Raw genomic sequence first — 15,152 nt, 5'->3', positions numbered from 1 at the left:
TCAGCGCGCCGCGTCGCGGCCGTTCCCCGCGGTGGTGAACCGCGTCATGCCGAGCCGGTTCGTCGATCCGGAGCGGTCGGGGATGTCGGAGGGCAGCAGGTAGGCCTTGCGCACCACCTCGTCGAGCACGACGACCGAGACCACCGACTTCACCTCGGGCCGGGCCGCGACCACGCCGGTGACGAAGTCGTGCACGCCGCCGATGTCGAGCGAGCGGACCAGGAGCATCGCGTCGTGCTCGCCGGTCGTGATGCAGCAGTACTCGACGTCGGGCATCTGGAGGATGCCCTCGCGGAACCGGTGCCACGACTGCGGGTGCACAGTCACGAACACCAGGGCGCAGACGTCGAGCCCCACCTTCCCCGGATCGACCAGGGCCGAGAACCCGGTGATGATGCCGGATGCGGTCAGCTGCTCGACCCGGTTGTAGACGCTACCTCGGCCTGATCCGCTGCTCGGTCGACGAGGCCATGGCCCCGTCCGCGTCGTACCACCGCCGGTGGAGCATCTCCCGCGCCGGGCACATGCTCGGGATGGACGTGCACGACTGCAACCACGCTCCGCACGAGACGTATCTCGGCGGAGTGCTCGCGGCCGGCCACACCCTCACCGTGGAACCGGGCCTCTACTTCCAGCCGGGCGACCTGACGGTCCACGCCGAGCTGCGGGGCCTGGGCATCCGGATCGAGGACGACCTCGTGGTCACGGAGACATCGTCGATCCTGCTCTCGGCGGCGATGCCGCGCACGCCCGACGCGGTGGAGGAGTGGATGGCGAGGTTGGCGGGCTGAGAGATCGGGCCCTCGACGCGATCGGCCGACGCGGCCTACGGGAGCTGTGGGGGCGCGATCAGTTCGAGGAATCCGCCGAGGGCACCTTCGAGGTAGATGATGCGCGTGCCGGCTCGGGCGCCAGCGGTCATCCGGTGAGGTGTCCCGACCGGTCTCCAGCCGTGTCCAGCGCAGAGCTCGAGGACACGATCGAGGTCCGAGACCGTGAGCGCGATGTGCACCGTGCCGACCTGTGCGGGCGAGCCGGCGGACTCGAGCTGTCGGGGCGGGTCGTACTGCAGCAGCTCCACACGGTGGGGGCCGAGGGTCACCGTCGCTGCGCGGATCACGGCTCCACGGACGCCGGTGGTCGCCGCCGTGACCTCCACGTCGAGCGTGAAGGTGCGCTCGAGCACGAACCCGAGACCGGAGCACCACAGCACCAGCGCGTCGTCGAGGTCGGCCACGGTGAGACCGGAGTGAGCGACGTCGGAGACGAGCAGTGATGCCATGACCTCAGTATCGAACTCCGACACGCCTGCCTGAGAGAAGAGGGTCCCGGCACCCGATCCCCCTACGGACGCAGGCCGCGCAACGAGCAGAGATACTCTTTCCGGATGTCGTTCCCATCCATGCTCCACGAAACCGTCGATGCTGCCGAGGATCGATTGCTGGACGCGATGCGCGCAAGTGACGTCGATGCGCTTGGTCGACTGCTCGCACCCGAGCTGATCTTCACGACACCCGAAGGCTCGATCATCAGCCGGGACGAAGATCTCGGAGCACATTCGTCGGGCACAACGAAGTTCGAGTCGATCGATGAAATCAGTCGCAGCACGCTGGCCTCTGCCGGCGGCGCCCAGACCACGTCCGTCGTAGACGTCGTTGTGATCGACCACGGCACACGGATCGAGGCTCGGCTTCACTACGTCCGCGCATGGCGACGAATCGCCGGGCGCTGGATGGTCGTCTCCGGAAGCGCAACACTCGCACCCGCACCGAACGCCTGATCGTTCCGCTGAAGGATCCCCACACGGAGCAGTGCGCTTCAGAAGGGAACGACCGGTGTGTCCGTTGCAACCTCCTGTCGTCGCCGGGCGAGAATCAGCCCGACATTCAGGACGAACAGCGTCAGGAAGATGAACGCGCCCGTCGCGGCGTCGAGGTCCGTCGTGAGCTCGAGGATCATGAACGCGATGGCGGCGGCGAGAGAGGCGCACGCGGTGATGGTGAACACTCGAATCAGCCCCGTGTGGTTCCACCGCTCCTCGTCAGTGCTCATGAGTGACCTTCTCGCACCTGCTCGTCGGTGCGAGTCACGAGGCCCTTCGAGCTTCATGGCAAGAGAACGCCGTCTCGATTGAGGATCGTCGGTCGGGGTTGAGCGTCCAGTGGCCAGTACCGCAGGCCGTAGGACAGGCTGAACGAAACGGAAGGGGTGAGCGATGGCGGCAGGGTTCACAAGTGGACGCTCGGCGTCCGAGGTGCGACTCACTCAATGGAACTGGTTCAGTCGCGCAGGAGCGCCGACGGAGCGTGTTCTCATCGGAGTCACTGTCGTGGCGATCATCGGCGGCAACGTCATCTTCGACGCACTGGATCCGGTCGCCGTTCCCCTTGCTGCTCGCCTGGCGGTACTCGTCGGTGCGCTCGTCGTGTTCAACGTTCTGCCGCTCGTCGTGCACGCCATTCGCCAACCTGCACCGTGCGCCGACCTGTCAGCCGAGACGGTTCGCGTGCGCTCGCGGGTCACGCCCTTCGCGTCGTTCACCACGGCACGGAGGATCGAGACCGGCCGGTCGAAGCAGGTCGTCCTCGAGGTGTCGGCGCCAGGCCAGAAGGTGCTCCTCGAATTGCGCGACAGGCTGGGCCGAGTCACCACCGATCCCACCCAGGATGCGATCGTGACGTTCCTCCAGGGAAGCAGTGTCTCGATACCGTCCTCTTCGGACGATCCCACGGGCCGGTTCGCTCATGTGAACTTCCCGCAGCACCTCACCCGCGAGCAAGCCATCGAACTCGCCTCCCACCCGCTGACTGTCCCCGACTTCGGCGCCGGCCGCGATGACGTCGGGACGCCAACGCGCGGCGAGTCGCCGTCCCAGTAGGGGATGGTCTACCGGGTGCGGACGTTCAGCGTGTCAGGCGTTCCTCTCGAAAAGGCTGCCGGAGTGCGCCGACGAGCCGGCCCACGCTTCGCGTGCGTTCACTCGGCCAGCGAAGAACGTGGTCCAGGTCTGCTTCGACGCGGGCGCGGGGAAGGTCGTGACTGCTCGGGTAGGCGGCTCCTGCTCCGATGTCGATTCCGAAGAGCCCGATGTAGAACGCGTGGACGAGTAGGAAGCCGGGAACTAGATGCACGCCGACGGCGGCCACAGCGAGCATCGCAACCGGAGTGCGCGGATCGCGTTCCTTCCGAATCGATGACCGGTGATTCACGCGGAGAACACCATGAGAGCTCGTGCGCGTTCCACGACGAGTCGGGGCGTTGGTGATGCTCCTGAGGCGACGCGGGTGCTGGCAGCGATGCCTGGCGATGCCCGTTCGCGGCGCTGCGGCGTCACTGTTCCGTGGTGGAGGGCGGCACTCGAGCGGCTGCGAGCTGACGGGTGCCGGGATCACCGACACCCAGGATGAGGACGCTCTCGATGCTGCCGATCGTGTCGGGATCGATGATCTGCAATTCCTGATCAGCATCCGCTGTCAGCGAGCCGACCTCGCTTCCGACGTCCGCAGGGAACCTCAACTCGCCGTCGTTGTCCTCGAGTGGTGCGCTCGTGAGAAGGACTCGCGGTTCCACTGCTCCGGTCAGGCTCAGCCCGCTGAAGGACAGCCACACCGTCCCGTCCTCTCGCTCCTCGATCAGGAGATCGCCGCTCGCATCGTTGGACACGCTCTCGAGTGACGTGCGGATGGGCAGCTGCTCCAGAAGCGACTTGGCGGCGGGAGCGTCCGTTGCATCAGAGTCATCCGTGGGGCTGTTCGTAGGAAGGCTGGCAGCGGTGGAGGTGGTCGAGGGGCTGGTGACGGCGGTTCCATCGAGGGGTGCCGTGCACCCGGCCAGGGCGAGAACGAGCGCGGTCGCAGCGGCCATGACGGATAGCCGGCTGATCGCGTTCGTGTCTGTCATGGTGTGTGCTGCTCCGTCCGCCGAACTGTCGCTCAGCCTACGCAGGGCGCGATTCTCATCGCCCTGTCGAAGGGTCTCCGCGGGGTCAGTGGTGTGAACGCCTGTCGATCGAATCGTCGTGCGAGCAGCGCCGGATATCAGTCGCGCTCCACCCCTGTCCCTCTTGGCATCGTGAGCCAGAGGATGAAGGTGAGGAGGAGGCCGAGGATGCCGCTGACGACCAGCGCAGCGACGGCGAAGGCGGAACCGCCGAACGATCCCTGAGCATCGTTGCTCGTCTCCACCGGCACGAACCAGTAGACGACGGCTCCGACGATGAACAGCAGGCTGACGACGAGAGCGCCGGTGCAGGTGTCCCGCCGCACCTTCTCTTGGGACCCATCGCCTGAGAGGTTGACGAGCCACAGGATTCCGATGACGGCCGGGGCGCCAGCGAGGAACGCTAGAAACACGGGTGCTCCTGGTCGATGACGGGCCGCGGCAGCATCCGCAGCTGGGGCAGGAAGAGCGCCGCGGCCGATACGGCGACCATCACGCTCCTCCGTCGAGGGCAACCGAGTGGCTCGCGGTCATCGGGCGGCAACGGTGAGATTCAGGTCCTCACCGACGCGGAGGATCTCGTCCGAGGGGAACCGGAACGGGTTGAGGTAGAACAGGTCGTCGGCCGTCATGCCGAATCGTCGGGACCGGAAGACGCGGCGGGGATGACGAGCTCGTCGGATGTCAGAGCCAGCCGGCCGTCCGCCGCGCTCAACTGGACGGCGCCGGTGGTCCCGTCGCTCCCGGTGAACGTCGCTACGCCTAGGTCGCCGGTCAGCGGGGAGGTGAAGCCGTCGTCCGAGTTCGTCGCCAGAGGCGGGGCCGACGGTGCAGGCTGCGCGGTGCATCCCGTCACGACCGCCAGGCATGCCGCGACCGCGACCGTGCTGCGCACTTCCGAGAACGTCCCCACCGGCTCAGGCCAAGCGACGTCACCGCTTTCCTCGTGGTCGCGTCTCGGCCTGAAATGCTCAGCACGGTTCGGAAAGGGGAACGTCTGTCGCGGGCCAGCAGGAAGCCCAACGGCTCCTAGGCTGACCCGATGAGTTCCCCGGCACCGACCCGCCCTTTCGTGGGTGTAGCGCGCATCGCCGTCGGTGCAGCCGCGGTCGCGGTGATCCTCCACACCTACGCGCTGAGCATCGCGGCCGGCGACCCGAATCCGTTCGACTACTTCGGCTACTTCACGAACCAGACCAGCCTCCTCGCGAGCGCGGTGCTCATCGTCGCCGGATCGGTCGCGCTCGCCCGCCGTCCGACTCCGGTGTGGCTGAGCTACGTCCGCGGCGCGGCGACGGCCTACTCGATCGTCGTCGCCGTGATCTACAACACCCTCGTACTCGGTACCGGGACGGCTCCGCCCTGGGTCAGCGCCGTCCTGCACGTGGTGCTCCCCGCGCTCGTCCTCCTCGACTGGATCGTCGTCGCCGACCGCGGACCGCTCTCCTGGCGCCGGCTGTGGGTGGTCCTGCCCTACCCGATCGTCTGGGTCGTCGTCGTGCTCGTCCGCGGAGCGACCGACGGGTGGGTGCCGTACGGTTTCCTGCTCCCCGAGAACGGAATGCCGTCGCTCGTCCTGCACGTCGCCGGGCTGACCTGCGCGGTGCTCCTTGCGGGCGCGCTCGTCTGGGCACTGAGCCGACGCCGCAGATCGGCCGGTTGATGTCCTGTCCTCCGTCGCCGTGAATCATGAGGCGTGCTGATTCCCGACGTCGGGCGCGTCACCTCTCGTGCGCCGCGGCTCGGCCGCAGCGGGCTCTGATCACGCGCGACACGAGATCGATGACCAGCAACCCCGACATCAGTTCAGTCTCGCGAACCCGAGCGCCTTGTGCGCGTCCCGTATGGGGATGGTCCAGCGGGCGTCCGGCAGGGCGTCTCCATGCCGGACGACGAGCGGCCCGCTCGCAGGGGGGCTTAGCGACGCGCGGATAGTGTGCACTGCGTGGTTGACGTCGCTCGGAAGGGATCCCTGAGTCCGGTGATCGCCGCGATCGCCGTCCTCGGGATGATCGTCGCGCCCGTCATGCTGACCTACCTCTCCATCAGCGAGAGAGGAATCGGCATGGGATTGATGCCCACCGACGAGGAGGCCGCAGCAGGGAAAGCCTTCCTCCTCGCGGCTGGCATCGTCGCCCTCACCAGCGCTATCAGCGTCTGGGTCCTCACCGTCATTCGCGCGACAAGCGGGGCCCATGCTCACCACGGGTGGCAAATCGTCTGGTGCATCCTGGCGTTGCCGACCGCACTCGTCGGCTTCGCCCTCGCGGCCATCGCCTCCCACATGCCTTAAGGCCGTCCCTCGACTCCCGAGCGATGATCACGGCGGCGCGATGCCAGGCCGACCGTCGCGCGCGGATGATGATCTGGCGGGCGTCCGGTAGGGGATAGGTCACAGAGGCACTGTCGAACCGACAAAGTTCGTTAATGACGCCTGAGACGAAACCGTGCTCTGAGGGCATTCACTATTGAGGGGGTGATGTCGGATGGTCGGTGCTGCTGAGGTGACGCTGGTAAATCGTCTTCGCGGCGGTGACCCTTCGGCGCTGGATGCTCTCTTCCGGATGCACGGCCGCGCGGTCTACCGGGCCGCGGGAAGCTTCCTCGCGGACGCCGGTCATGCCGAGGACGTCGTGCAGGAGAGCTTCTTCCTGCTCTGGCAGCGCCGCTCGGGCGTGCGCATCGTGGGGGAGTCGGTGCTGCCCTGGCTGCTGGTCACGGTACGCAACCTCAGCTTCTCGACCAACCGCCGCGAGCAGCGCCGACGCCACCTGCCCCTCTCCGTCGACACCGCCTCTCGCGGCGTCGACGCGGAGACGAGCGACCGGCTGCTCGACGTGCGGCGTCTGGTCGAGCAGATGAGCGCGACGGACCGGGCGATCTGGACGGCGTGCATCGAGGACGACCTCAGCTACAGCGATGCCGCTCGCTCCCTCGGCCTGTCCCACGGGACTGTCCGCAACCGCCTCTCGCGGGTGCGGACATCACTGGCGAGAACCCTGACGGAACGGACAGAAGACCATGGACGATCCTGACCTGAGCGACGAGCAGCTCGAGCGCATCAGCGCACGCCTCGCGGACCGAATCCGCCGCCGCCGACGTCTTCGCCAGGCCGCGGCGGTGACGCTCGCCGGCATCGCCGGCGCCGTCCTCAGCGCGGCTGTCCTCACGGCGGTGACGACGGAGCGCGGCACTCCGGTCGCAGCGCCCGTCACCTGCTGGGAACAGGACGGGCAGGGCGTCGCCCTGTCGGGCGAGATTCAGACGCCCGCGAAGCAGTCCACTGCGTCGCTCGCAGCGGCGTGTGCTGCGCTCGCTGGGACCGACGCAGACGGGACGGACGCCGCCTTGTTCTCCCTCGCAGGAACGCAGGTGTGCCAAAAGGGCGGCCGGATCGAGATATTCACGGGACTGACCACCGCGGTCGACTGCACCAACCCGCCCGCGACGCAGACCGGAGTGGACCAGTGACCGTCAGGCGGGCGAGAGTCCTCCCCCTCATAATCCTCTGCCTCTCCGCGGCGCTCCTCGCCAGTGGATGCGCGACGAGCGCCAGCAGCCCCGGGTCGCCGTCGACGGCGCAGCTGCCGGGTGAACTGCTCAGCGCCGAAGACGCGACCAAGCCCGTCTACGAGACCACCGCTGTCATCGGCGATCAAGGATCAGGCGGATGGCTGCTCGATCACCCCGTCAGCCTTCGCATCACCGGCACCGACGGCCGGTCGCAGCTCAGCGTCGACGGTCCCTGCAACACGCTCACCTACGACCTCCAGTCCGCCGGCCTGCAGACCTCCGTATGGGTGGTCACCGGAGGCCCCGCGACGACGTACGTCGGCTGCCTCGACGCCGCCGACGAACGAGAGCAGTGGCTCATGGACGTGCTGGGCGCCGAGGACGTCAGCCTCACCCAAACCTCCACGACGATGCGCATCCGCTCCGGCCCCGTCACCATCGACGCCACCGCCAGCACGACCCCCATCTCCACCGAGACGCCTGCCGAACCAACAGAGATGACGGAGTCCCTGACACCCACCGTCCCGACGGAGGGCCCACCGGGCACCCCCATCGCCACCGCCGCCTCTGAGGGGCCGATCATCGACGTCCAGCAGCTGACGAACCCGGCGCTCGACCTGGCCAACGGCACCGGAGTCCAGCTCTCGACGCTCAGTGCGGAGGAGAAGAAGCAGTACCCGATCTACGCGGTCGGAACCACGTACGAGGAGCTCGCCGCTTATGACCCCGCTCTCGCGGACCACTACTGGGTCGCACAGGACGAGCCGGTCTGGGCGCTGACCGTGCACGCGCCCGCGGAGAGAACAGACGTGCCCTATGGCTTCGACCTCCATCGGGTGGACGTCTTCACCGCCGTCTACGACGGGATCAGCGGAGAGCTCCTGACGTCACAGGGCGATGTCGACCTCGCGTCTCTCGGTGCGCCCGGCGAGCTGATCACCGCCGGATAGATCCTTAGTTACCGTCCGTATGGGAATCCCCAAACGGGACGCCAGAGGCGATGCGGATGAGGCGAAGCGCGCGATTGCTTGGTGGCGCGCTCGCTACGCTCACGTGATGGTCGGCCTCTCGCAGTGGCGCCGGCGAGCTGACGCTCGCCGTTCGCGCCGCGCCCGGTTCCGGGTTCTGCTCGCTGAGGTCTGCGGTGAGTGCTCGCACCCCTGGGTGGAGCACCTCGCGGACGCCGGCCTGGTCGGCAGCCCCGTGTGCTCGGAGTGCGTCTACGAGCTCGAGCATGGGTTCAGTAGCGGACCGATTTGTCACCGACCGGTTCCGATCGATGTGTTGAGTCGCGCCGATGCCGTTGCGGCGGCGGCAGGGCAGGGCGGCAGTGATCAATTGGTCGGAGGAGGCCAGATTCGGGTCGCAAAAGAAGACCTTGACGCCTCATGTCAGCGTCCGGCGAGAGTGGTCAGCAGGTCCTAGATGCTCGTCTTCTCGACAACCGGGTCGGGGCTGCCGGCGCGGACGGAGGAGAGAACGGGGTCGATCTGCTGGTCGACGTAGGTCCACGTCTGGCAGTTCGCGGCGCTCAGTGCGGGCTCCGCGTCGTCCCAGGCGGTCTCAAGGTCGGTGGCGCGGGCTTTCGCGCCGGCCTGATCGCCGCTGGTGACGAGGGCGAGGGTGTCGGCGGTGATCGTCTGGAAGTTCTGCACGTCGGCGGAGGGGAAGTCGGTCTGAACGGATGCCTTCGCGTCAGCTGCGGACAGCGTTCCCGACGCATCGCAGGCCGGGGCTGCGCCTTCCGGTGCCGGACTGGTGTGCGGCTGGCTGTTGGTGAAGGCGAGCGGCCCGACGACGGCGACGGCGAGGACCGCGAAGGCGACGAGTGAACGGCGTTCGCGGGCGACTGGCGTGGTGTAGTGCTCGGATGCGCCCTTGTCGACATCGGCCTTGCTGAGGGAGAGGTAGACGACGGTGGCGAGGATCGCGAGCAGGAAGATGATGCTGGTGACGAAGGTGCCGAGCCCGAGGCCCTGCTCGTCGGGGGACAGGCCGAGCCAGTCGCCGATATTGGCGCCGAGGGGGCGGGTGAGGATGTAGGCGATCCAGAACGCGAGGACCGGGTTCGCGCCGTAGCGCCAGAGGCCGGTGACGATCGCGAGCAGCGTGAGGGGCAGGAGGATCGAGACGCCAGGGCCCCAGCCGGTGAGCTCGAGAGTCCAGTCGCCGAGGGCGGTGCCGAGCGCGAAGGTGACCAGGACGGTGACCCAATAGAACGCCTCCCGCGGGGTGGTGTCGATGCTGTGGATCGAGAGGGTGCGCTCCTTCGAATACCAGACGCCGAACACGATCACGAGCAGCAGCGAGAAGACGAGGGAGCTGGCCCAGAGAGGCACTCCGAGCTGGTCGGTGAGGATGTCGGTGAGCAGGGTGCCGGAGACGCTCATCACCACGACAGTCAGCCAGTACGCGGCGGGCACGTAGCGTCGCAGCCGCATCTGCACGGCGAGCACGACCGCGGTGACGATGATGAAGATCACAGCCGTCGCGATGAGGCCGACGCCGAGGACCATGTTGATCCAGTCGGCGAAGCTCTCACCGACCGTGGTGCAGAGGATCTTGATTATCCAGAACCAGATCGTGACCTCGGGGACCTTGCTGAGCAGCCGCCGGCCGCGGGACGGTGCTGCCGTCGTTGAGATGTCCATGCCCGCAGAGTCCCAGCCGGGACGTGGGCGGCGGCTCGGGATGCGCCGTGCTGCGTTGTGTTTGCTCACAACGACCCGAAGCTCCGCGGTTCGACCAGGTCGGTACCGAGCCGATGGGCTCAGGTTCTGTGCTTTCACAACGGATGCGGGGGAATCCTCCGCACCCGGAGCCCGCGCATTCGTAGCGTGGACTCCTCCGGCGTGCTGCGCGCCGAGCGAGGAGGACGGCACTGATGCCGAACAGCGGACCCCTGGCCGATGGTGCGATCGCCTATCGGGCGGCGCGACGCTGGCCGCTGATCTCGGCGGGCCTCGCGGTGCTGCTCACGGGACTTCTGGCCGCGCTGATCTTCTACCGCGAGCACGACAAGCCGTTCGGGTTCGACACCGCCTGGATGAACGAGATCATCGAGCACCGGTCCACGTTCTGGCTGGTCCCGTCGCTGGTGATGAACAGCCTCGGCGGCGGGATCCTCGGGACGATCGTGATTCCTCTGGTCGTCTTCGCGGCGCTGCTGCTCTGGCGCGGTCGCTGGGCTGCGACGTACTTCGCGATCGCCGCGCCGCTCAGCGGGCTGCTGGTGCAGATCCTCAAGAACGCGGTCGGGCGTCCACGGCCGCTGGAGATCCTCGTGAACGCCGACTTCGGCTCCTTCCCCTCCGGACACAGCGCGAACGCGGCCACGACCGCGGTGGTCCTCGCGATCGTCTTCCCCCTGTGGTGGGTCCGGATCGCCGGTGCCCTCTACACGGTGGCGATGATGCTCAGCCGCACCTACCTCGGTGCGCACTGGATCTCCGACACCGTCGGCGGGCTGCTCCTGGGCGCCGGGGTGGCGTTGATCGTCTGGGCGCCGCTCGCGGTCAGGCTGCACACCGAACGTGCTGCATCACCGTCGTTCCGTTGGCGGCGCTTCTCCGGGCACCGTCCGACCAGATGACGGCGGAAGGCAGCGGGCAGCGCTGCCGGTGAGCGGGTCGCTGTGCGCTTGTTCAACGGACCCGGCGAAGCCCCCAGCCCCGGGTGCCGCAGACTGCCCGACCATGGCGGCATGACGCATCTCACCGATCAGCGCCGCCCTCCGCTCCCTCGGATCCGCTCCCGCCTCCTCGCCGGCCGCTACGCCGCCTCGACGGTGCCCGAGGCGACGGCGCTGTTCTGGGTCCTCAAGGTGCTGACGACGGGGATGGGCGAGACGGCGTCGGACTTCCTCGCGACCGCGTTCGACCCGGTGATCGTTGTCGGAGTGACCGGGCTCGCGTTCCTCGCCGCCCTCGCGCTGCAGTTCGCGGCCCGCCGGTACATCCCGTGGGTGTACTGGACGGCGGTGCTGATGGTGAGCGTCTTCGGCACGATGGCCGCCGACGTGCTGCACGTGGTCGCCGGAGTCCCGTACCTCGTCTCGACTCTCGGGTTCGCGGTGGCGCTCGCCGCGGTCTTCGCCCTGTGGTGGCGGGCGGAGCGGACGCTGTCGATCCACTCGATAACGACGCCGCGCCGCGCCGCGTTCTACTGGCTCGCCGTCTCGGGGACGTTCGCACTCGGCACCGCAGCGGGCGACCTGACCGCGTCGACCCTCGGCTTCGGCTACCTGCCCTCCGCCGTCCTGTTCGCGGCGATCATCGCGATCCCCGCTCTCGCACACCGGTTGACGGGGCGGAACGCGGTCCTCGCGTTCTGGGCCGCCTACGTCGTCACGCGACCGCTCGGCGCCTCGGTCTGCGACTGGCTCGCGGATCCCGTCGCCCAGAAGGGCCTGGGCCTGGGCACCGGCCCGGTCACGCTCGCGGCCCTCGCGGTGTTCCTGCTGCTGGTCGCGGTGATCGCGCTCCGCCGACCGCGCGCGGCCGTCACGGCGACCCCCTGAGCGCTGGGCTCAGGCGTCGCGTCCGGCGCGGTTCTTCTGCCGCCAGTAGGTGAGGGCGATGCCGGCGAGGCTGAGAACGACGATGCCGACGAGGACGATGTCGATGTACTTCCCCACGAAGTCCGCGACGCCGGGGATCTGCCCGAGGAAGAAGCCGAGGAGGATCACGCCGGTGGACCAGACGGCGGCGCCGAGTGCGTTGAAGCCGACGAAGTGGCCGTAGTGCATCTTCCCGACGCCGGCGGCGACGGGGGCGAAGGTGCGCACGACCGGCACGAAGCGGGCGATGGTGACCGCCCAGCCGCCGAACCGGTCGAAGAACGACTGGGTGCGGGCGACGCTCGAGCGGCTGAAGAGCCCGCTGTCCTTGCGCTCGAAGATCCGCGGCCCGCTCGCGCGGCCGATGACGAACCCGAGCTGGTCGCCCAGGAACGCGGCGGCGGCGACCATCAGGATCACCAGCGGCACCGGCAGGGAGATCACGCCGGTCGCGACGAAGACACCGGTGAAGAAGAGGAGGGTGTCACCGGGGAGGAAGAACCCGATCAGCAGGCCCGTCTCGACGAAGGCGATCAGGCAGACCAGGGCGATCGCCCAGGGGCCGGCGCCGTCGAGGAGGGATTGGGGGTCGATCATCGGTGCTCCTTGCGAGAGGTCGGGTGGGGCTGCGTCGCGGGGATGCGGACGTCGACACCGAGGCCGTGGGGGGCGAGGTTGCGGAGTCGGAGCTCGCCGCCGGCGGCGCGGCTGAGACCGGCGACGATCGCGAGCCCGAGCCCGAGGCCGGCGCCGCCGTCGCGGGAGCGGGCGGCATCCGGGCGGGTGAAACGGTCAGTCGCGACCGCGAGGAACGCGTCAGGAACGCCCGGGCCGTCGTCGTCGACGGAGAGGACGATCTCTTCGGCGCGCTCGACGAGGGTCGCGCTGACGCTGCCGCCGTCGGGCGTCGCAGTGACGGCGTTCGCGAGCAGGTTGTCCAGGATCCGGCCGAAATCGGTCGGGGAGATCGGGTACCGGGCGGCGACGATCGAGGCGGGGGCGACGAAGTCGATCGCGAGGTCCCGCTCGCGGGCGAGCATCCGGGCGCGGTCGATGCTGTCGGCTACCTCCTCCCGCAGAGCCGCCGAGGAGGCGTCGCCGGTAGCGATGCCCGCGTCGATCCTCGACAGGATCAGCAGCCCGTCCGTCAGGGACTGCAGGCGGTCGATCGAGCGGCGCGCGTCGACGACATCGGCGTAGAGAGCCGCCGGATCGTCGCGGACCCGCTCAGCGAGCTCGAGCCGGGTGCGCAGCGCGGCGAGCGGGGTGCGCAGCTCGTGGCTCGCGTCGGCGACGAGCCGCCGCTCCCGGTCCGCCGACTCCCGCAGGTCCGCGATCAGCGCGTTCAGGGTCGAGGCGAGGTCGGAGAGCTCGTCGCGGGCGGGCCCGACCGGGAGCAGCTCGGTGGAGCGTCCCTGGCGCAGCCGGTCGGCGATCGCGCGCATCCTGCCGACGGGGCGCAGCGCGAGGCCGACCAGGACCCAGGACGTCACAGCGAACGCGACGAACAGGATCGCGAGGGCGATCAGGAGCGTCGTGCTGACGCCGCCGACGACGGCCTCGGCGGTGTCGCGGCTCTCCTCGATCAGCGCCTGCGACGCTCCCGAGCGGACCAGCTCGATCGTGGAGGCATCGAGGATGTGATCGAGCTGCTCGCGCACGACGACCGCGACGATCCCGAAGAACAGCATCGCGACCAGCAGGCTCGACACCGTGATCCGCACCCGGATCGACAGGGACCGCCAGCTCACGGCGTCACCCCGAGGCGATAGCCCGCACCCCGTCGGGTGAGGATCTCGACCGACGCCCCGCCCGCGGCCAGCTTGCGGCGGAGGTAGCTGATGTACTGCTCCGCGATGTTGTGGTCCACGAACTCCGCCGACCCCCACACCTCGAGCAGGATCTCCTCCCGCGGCACGAAGTCCCCGGCGCGCGCCGCGAGCGCGCGGAGGACGCCGAACTCCTTGGGGCTCAGAGGCAGGACGGCGCCGTCGACCGTCGCGGCGTGCGCGTAGGGGTCGACGCGCAGATTTCCCAGCACGACCGGTGCCCGGTTCGTGAGGTGCTCTCTGCGGATCATCGCTCGGAGGCGGGCGGAGAGCTCCTCGAAGTGGAACGGTTTCGCGAGGTAGTCGTCGGCGCCCGCGTCGAGGCCGAACACGCGGTCCTGCAGGGCGTCGCGGGCGGTGAGCATGATCACCGGGAGCGTGGCACCGCTCGCGCGCAGGTGCCGGCAGATCTCGAAGCCGCTCATTCCGGGGAGCATCACGTCGAGAACTGCGGCGGCGTAGTCCGCGTCGCGCGCCGCGTTCAGCGCGTCGACCCCGTTCGAGAACAGGGCGACGTCGTAGCCGTCGCCGGTAAGACCCCGCTTGATGAGCTCGCCCATCTCGACGTCGTCTTCGACGACCATCACCGCGTCACGCATCCCGGCCTCCTACGGTCATGCTCGCACCCGTGGCGCGGCGGAACCGACCTGTTCCGCGGAGATATGCGGCTTCTCAGCGGTACGCGCTGCATACAGAGACAGCGCACGTGCACCCCGATCGAGCAGCACGTTCCTGGTGCGCAGACGATCTCGGATGCGGGCACTGACATGGACGCCGACCTCCGGTCGACGCGGTGCTGTGCGCTGCGCGCATTTTGCCTGGAAGCCTTCGGCAGCGTACGGGCCTCCGGCGTCCGCGCAAGCCGCTGCGCGGCCGGCTCCTCCGAGGTTCTCGACACGCGGTCGCTGCGCTCCCTCACATCGCGCCGACAACCTCTCCTCCTCCGCCCTCCGGGTTGCGCTCCCCCTTCGACCCTGCTCGGCACTACGTGCCTTCCAGGCAAGAAAACGCTGGGAGAGAACGAAGAACAGATGAGCCTGAACGCCCCCGCTGGCTTGACAAATCTGATTGAGAATCCTTACCCAGACCGGACACACCGACGCCGCCGAGAAGTGGGCCGAGCTGCACGCCTGGTCCCCGGTCAACGACGAGCACGACCCGCACCGCGGCGACCGGTGGGACGACTGATGCTCACCGTCTACTCGAAACCGTCATGCGTGCAGTGCACCATGACCTACCGGGTGCTCGAGAAGAAGGGCATCGAGTACACCACCGTCGACATCACCACCAACCCCGCAGCGCTCGCGTACGTC

Annotated in this window: 21 protein-coding genes; 11 read left to right on the top strand and 10 right to left on the bottom strand. The window is 68.5% G+C overall.

The genetic code is table 11. The features are described from left to right. Complete coding sequence (locus tag C5C55_RS11340) at positions 1-357, bottom strand: Lrp/AsnC family transcriptional regulator (RefSeq protein ID WP_258072544.1); 357 nt, start codon at positions 355-357, stop codon at positions 1-3. Positions 358-401: 44 nt separating this feature from the next. On the opposite strand from C5C55_RS11340, the gene C5C55_RS11335 reads away from it, so the two are divergent. Further along, positions 402-791 (top strand): M24 family metallopeptidase, encoded by a 390-nt coding sequence (locus C5C55_RS11335; protein ID WP_104233969.1) that lies wholly within the window; start codon positions 402-404, stop codon positions 789-791. Between the two features lie 35 nt (positions 792-826). On the opposite strand, the gene C5C55_RS11330 is transcribed toward C5C55_RS11335, so the two are convergent. After that, complete coding sequence (locus tag C5C55_RS11330) at positions 827-1,282, bottom strand: VOC family protein (protein WP_104233968.1); 456 nt, start codon at positions 1,280-1,282, stop codon at positions 827-829. Between the two features lie 105 nt (positions 1,283-1,387). Between C5C55_RS11330 and C5C55_RS11325 the strand changes: the two genes are divergently transcribed. Further along, on the top strand, positions 1,388-1,780 hold the full coding sequence (locus C5C55_RS11325; RefSeq protein WP_104233967.1) for a nuclear transport factor 2 family protein: 393 nt from the start codon (positions 1,388-1,390) through the stop codon (positions 1,778-1,780). 38 nt (positions 1,781-1,818) lie between these two features. Here the strand turns inward: C5C55_RS11325 and C5C55_RS11320 are convergent, their stop codons facing one another. After that, positions 1,819-2,052, bottom strand: coding sequence for a hypothetical protein (locus C5C55_RS11320; protein WP_104233966.1), 234 nt, complete (start codon positions 2,050-2,052; stop codon positions 1,819-1,821). 277 nt (positions 2,053-2,329) lie between these two features. On the opposite strand from C5C55_RS11320, the gene C5C55_RS11315 reads away from it, so the two are divergent. Further along, the gene (locus tag C5C55_RS11315) at positions 2,330-2,878 is read left to right on the top strand and encodes a hypothetical protein (protein ID WP_104233965.1); all 549 of its coding nucleotides are present in this window, start codon (positions 2,330-2,332) and stop codon (positions 2,876-2,878) included. 452 nt (positions 2,879-3,330) lie between these two features. Here the strand turns inward: C5C55_RS11315 and C5C55_RS11310 are convergent, their stop codons facing one another. From C5C55_RS11310 to C5C55_RS11300, 3 genes are all read right to left on the bottom strand, one after another. Further along, a complete protein-coding gene (locus C5C55_RS11310) occupies positions 3,331-3,900 on the bottom strand; it encodes a hypothetical protein (RefSeq protein WP_104233964.1) in 570 nt (189 codons plus the stop codon). A 137-nt stretch (positions 3,901-4,037) separates the two neighbouring features. Continuing rightward, on the bottom strand, positions 4,038-4,265 hold the full coding sequence (locus C5C55_RS11305; protein WP_146080936.1) for a hypothetical protein: 228 nt from the start codon (positions 4,263-4,265) through the stop codon (positions 4,038-4,040). Positions 4,266-4,567: 302 nt separating this feature from the next. Further along, the gene (locus tag C5C55_RS11300) at positions 4,568-4,852 is read right to left on the bottom strand and encodes a hypothetical protein (RefSeq protein WP_104233962.1); all 285 of its coding nucleotides are present in this window, start codon (positions 4,850-4,852) and stop codon (positions 4,568-4,570) included. A 129-nt stretch (positions 4,853-4,981) separates the two neighbouring features. On the opposite strand from C5C55_RS11300, the gene C5C55_RS11295 reads away from it, so the two are divergent. The 5 genes from C5C55_RS11295 (at position 4,982) to C5C55_RS11275 (ending at position 8,402) form a co-directional block, all read left to right on the top strand. Continuing rightward, the gene (locus C5C55_RS11295; RefSeq protein ID WP_104233961.1) at positions 4,982-5,602 is read left to right on the top strand and encodes a Pr6Pr family membrane protein; all 621 of its coding nucleotides are present in this window, start codon (positions 4,982-4,984) and stop codon (positions 5,600-5,602) included. Between the two features lie 282 nt (positions 5,603-5,884). Further along, positions 5,885-6,232 (top strand): hypothetical protein, encoded by a 348-nt coding sequence (locus tag C5C55_RS11290; RefSeq protein WP_146080935.1) that lies wholly within the window; start codon positions 5,885-5,887, stop codon positions 6,230-6,232. 193 nt (positions 6,233-6,425) lie between these two features. Then, entirely contained in the window at positions 6,426-6,974 is a 549-nt protein-coding gene (locus tag C5C55_RS11285; protein ID WP_104233959.1) for an RNA polymerase sigma factor, read from the top strand. After that, positions 6,961-7,410, top strand: a complete 450-nt coding sequence (locus C5C55_RS11280) for a hypothetical protein (RefSeq protein ID WP_104233958.1) — start codon at positions 6,961-6,963, stop codon at positions 7,408-7,410. The genes C5C55_RS11285 and C5C55_RS11280 overlap by 14 nt, the downstream gene beginning before the upstream one ends. After that, entirely contained in the window at positions 7,407-8,402 is a 996-nt protein-coding gene (locus C5C55_RS11275) for a hypothetical protein (protein WP_104233957.1), read from the top strand. The genes C5C55_RS11280 and C5C55_RS11275 overlap by 4 nt, the downstream gene beginning before the upstream one ends. A 471-nt stretch (positions 8,403-8,873) precedes the next feature. Here C5C55_RS11275 and C5C55_RS11270 read toward each other — a convergent pair whose 3' ends face one another. Further along, positions 8,874-10,103 carry a hypothetical protein gene (locus tag C5C55_RS11270; protein ID WP_104233956.1) on the bottom strand — a complete coding sequence of 410 codons (1,230 nt, stop codon included), beginning with the start codon at positions 10,101-10,103 and terminating at the stop codon, positions 8,874-8,876. Between the two features lie 233 nt (positions 10,104-10,336). On the opposite strand from C5C55_RS11270, the gene C5C55_RS11265 reads away from it, so the two are divergent. Together C5C55_RS11265 and C5C55_RS11260 are read left to right on the top strand one after the other, a co-directional pair. Further along, positions 10,337-11,044, top strand: a complete 708-nt coding sequence (locus C5C55_RS11265) for a phosphatase PAP2 family protein (RefSeq protein ID WP_104233955.1) — start codon at positions 10,337-10,339, stop codon at positions 11,042-11,044. Between the two features lie 111 nt (positions 11,045-11,155). Beyond that, the gene (locus tag C5C55_RS11260) at positions 11,156-11,971 is read left to right on the top strand and encodes a hypothetical protein (RefSeq protein ID WP_104233954.1); all 816 of its coding nucleotides are present in this window, start codon (positions 11,156-11,158) and stop codon (positions 11,969-11,971) included. Positions 11,972-11,980: 9 nt separating this feature from the next. On the opposite strand, the gene C5C55_RS11255 is transcribed toward C5C55_RS11260, so the two are convergent. The 3 genes from C5C55_RS11255 to C5C55_RS11245 are packed head-to-tail and all read right to left on the bottom strand — an operon-like array spanning position 11,981 to position 14,438. Beyond that, positions 11,981-12,607 (bottom strand): DedA family protein, encoded by a 627-nt coding sequence (locus C5C55_RS11255; protein ID WP_104226507.1) that lies wholly within the window; start codon positions 12,605-12,607, stop codon positions 11,981-11,983. Then, entirely contained in the window at positions 12,604-13,761 is a 1,158-nt protein-coding gene (locus tag C5C55_RS11250) for a cell wall metabolism sensor histidine kinase WalK (protein WP_258072543.1), read from the bottom strand. Before C5C55_RS11250 ends, C5C55_RS11255 begins: the two co-directional genes overlap by 4 nt. Continuing rightward, entirely contained in the window at positions 13,758-14,438 is a 681-nt protein-coding gene (locus tag C5C55_RS11245) for a response regulator transcription factor (protein WP_104233953.1), read from the bottom strand. The genes C5C55_RS11250 and C5C55_RS11245 overlap by 4 nt, the downstream gene beginning before the upstream one ends. A 585-nt stretch (positions 14,439-15,023) precedes the next feature. Here C5C55_RS11245 and C5C55_RS11240 point away from each other — a divergent pair. Next, the coding region (locus C5C55_RS11240) for a glutaredoxin family protein (protein WP_146080940.1) at positions 15,024-15,152 on the top strand (129 nt) is incomplete at its 3' end.

The organism is Rathayibacter sp. AY1C2, assembly GCF_002931195.1.
Taxonomy (GTDB): domain Bacteria; phylum Actinomycetota; class Actinomycetes; order Actinomycetales; family Microbacteriaceae; genus Rathayibacter.
The sequence above is the reverse complement of the archived record's forward strand: the minus strand, read 5'-3'. Positions and strand labels throughout refer to the sequence as shown.

Bases quoted from the DNA above. Each gene is read 5' to 3' on its own strand.
- C5C55_RS11335 (WP_104233969.1), top strand. From the start codon at position 402: ATGCGGTCAGCTGCTCGACCCGGTTGTAGACGCTACCTCGGCCTGATC.
- C5C55_RS11330 (WP_104233968.1), bottom strand. From the start codon at position 1,282: ATGGCATCACTGCTCGTCTCCGACGTCGCTCACTCCGGTCTCACCGTG.
- C5C55_RS11325 (WP_104233967.1), top strand. From the start codon at position 1,388: ATGTCGTTCCCATCCATGCTCCACGAAACCGTCGATGCTGCCGAGGAT.
- C5C55_RS11320 (WP_104233966.1), bottom strand. From the start codon at position 2,052: ATGAGCACTGACGAGGAGCGGTGGAACCACACGGGGCTGATTCGAGTG.
- C5C55_RS11310 (WP_104233964.1), bottom strand. From the start codon at position 3,900: ATGACAGACACGAACGCGATCAGCCGGCTATCCGTCATGGCCGCTGCG.
- C5C55_RS11295 (WP_104233961.1), top strand. From the start codon at position 4,982: ATGAGTTCCCCGGCACCGACCCGCCCTTTCGTGGGTGTAGCGCGCATC.
- C5C55_RS11285 (WP_104233959.1), top strand. From the start codon at position 6,426: ATGGTCGGTGCTGCTGAGGTGACGCTGGTAAATCGTCTTCGCGGCGGT.
- C5C55_RS11280 (WP_104233958.1), top strand. From the start codon at position 6,961: ATGGACGATCCTGACCTGAGCGACGAGCAGCTCGAGCGCATCAGCGCA.
- C5C55_RS11270 (WP_104233956.1), bottom strand. From the start codon at position 10,103: ATGGACATCTCAACGACGGCAGCACCGTCCCGCGGCCGGCGGCTGCTC.
- C5C55_RS11265 (WP_104233955.1), top strand. From the start codon at position 10,337: ATGCCGAACAGCGGACCCCTGGCCGATGGTGCGATCGCCTATCGGGCG.
- C5C55_RS11260 (WP_104233954.1), top strand. From the start codon at position 11,156: ATGACGCATCTCACCGATCAGCGCCGCCCTCCGCTCCCTCGGATCCGC.
- C5C55_RS11255 (WP_104226507.1), bottom strand. From the start codon at position 12,607: ATGATCGACCCCCAATCCCTCCTCGACGGCGCCGGCCCCTGGGCGATC.
- C5C55_RS11245 (WP_104233953.1), bottom strand. From the start codon at position 14,438: ATGCGTGACGCGGTGATGGTCGTCGAAGACGACGTCGAGATGGGCGAG.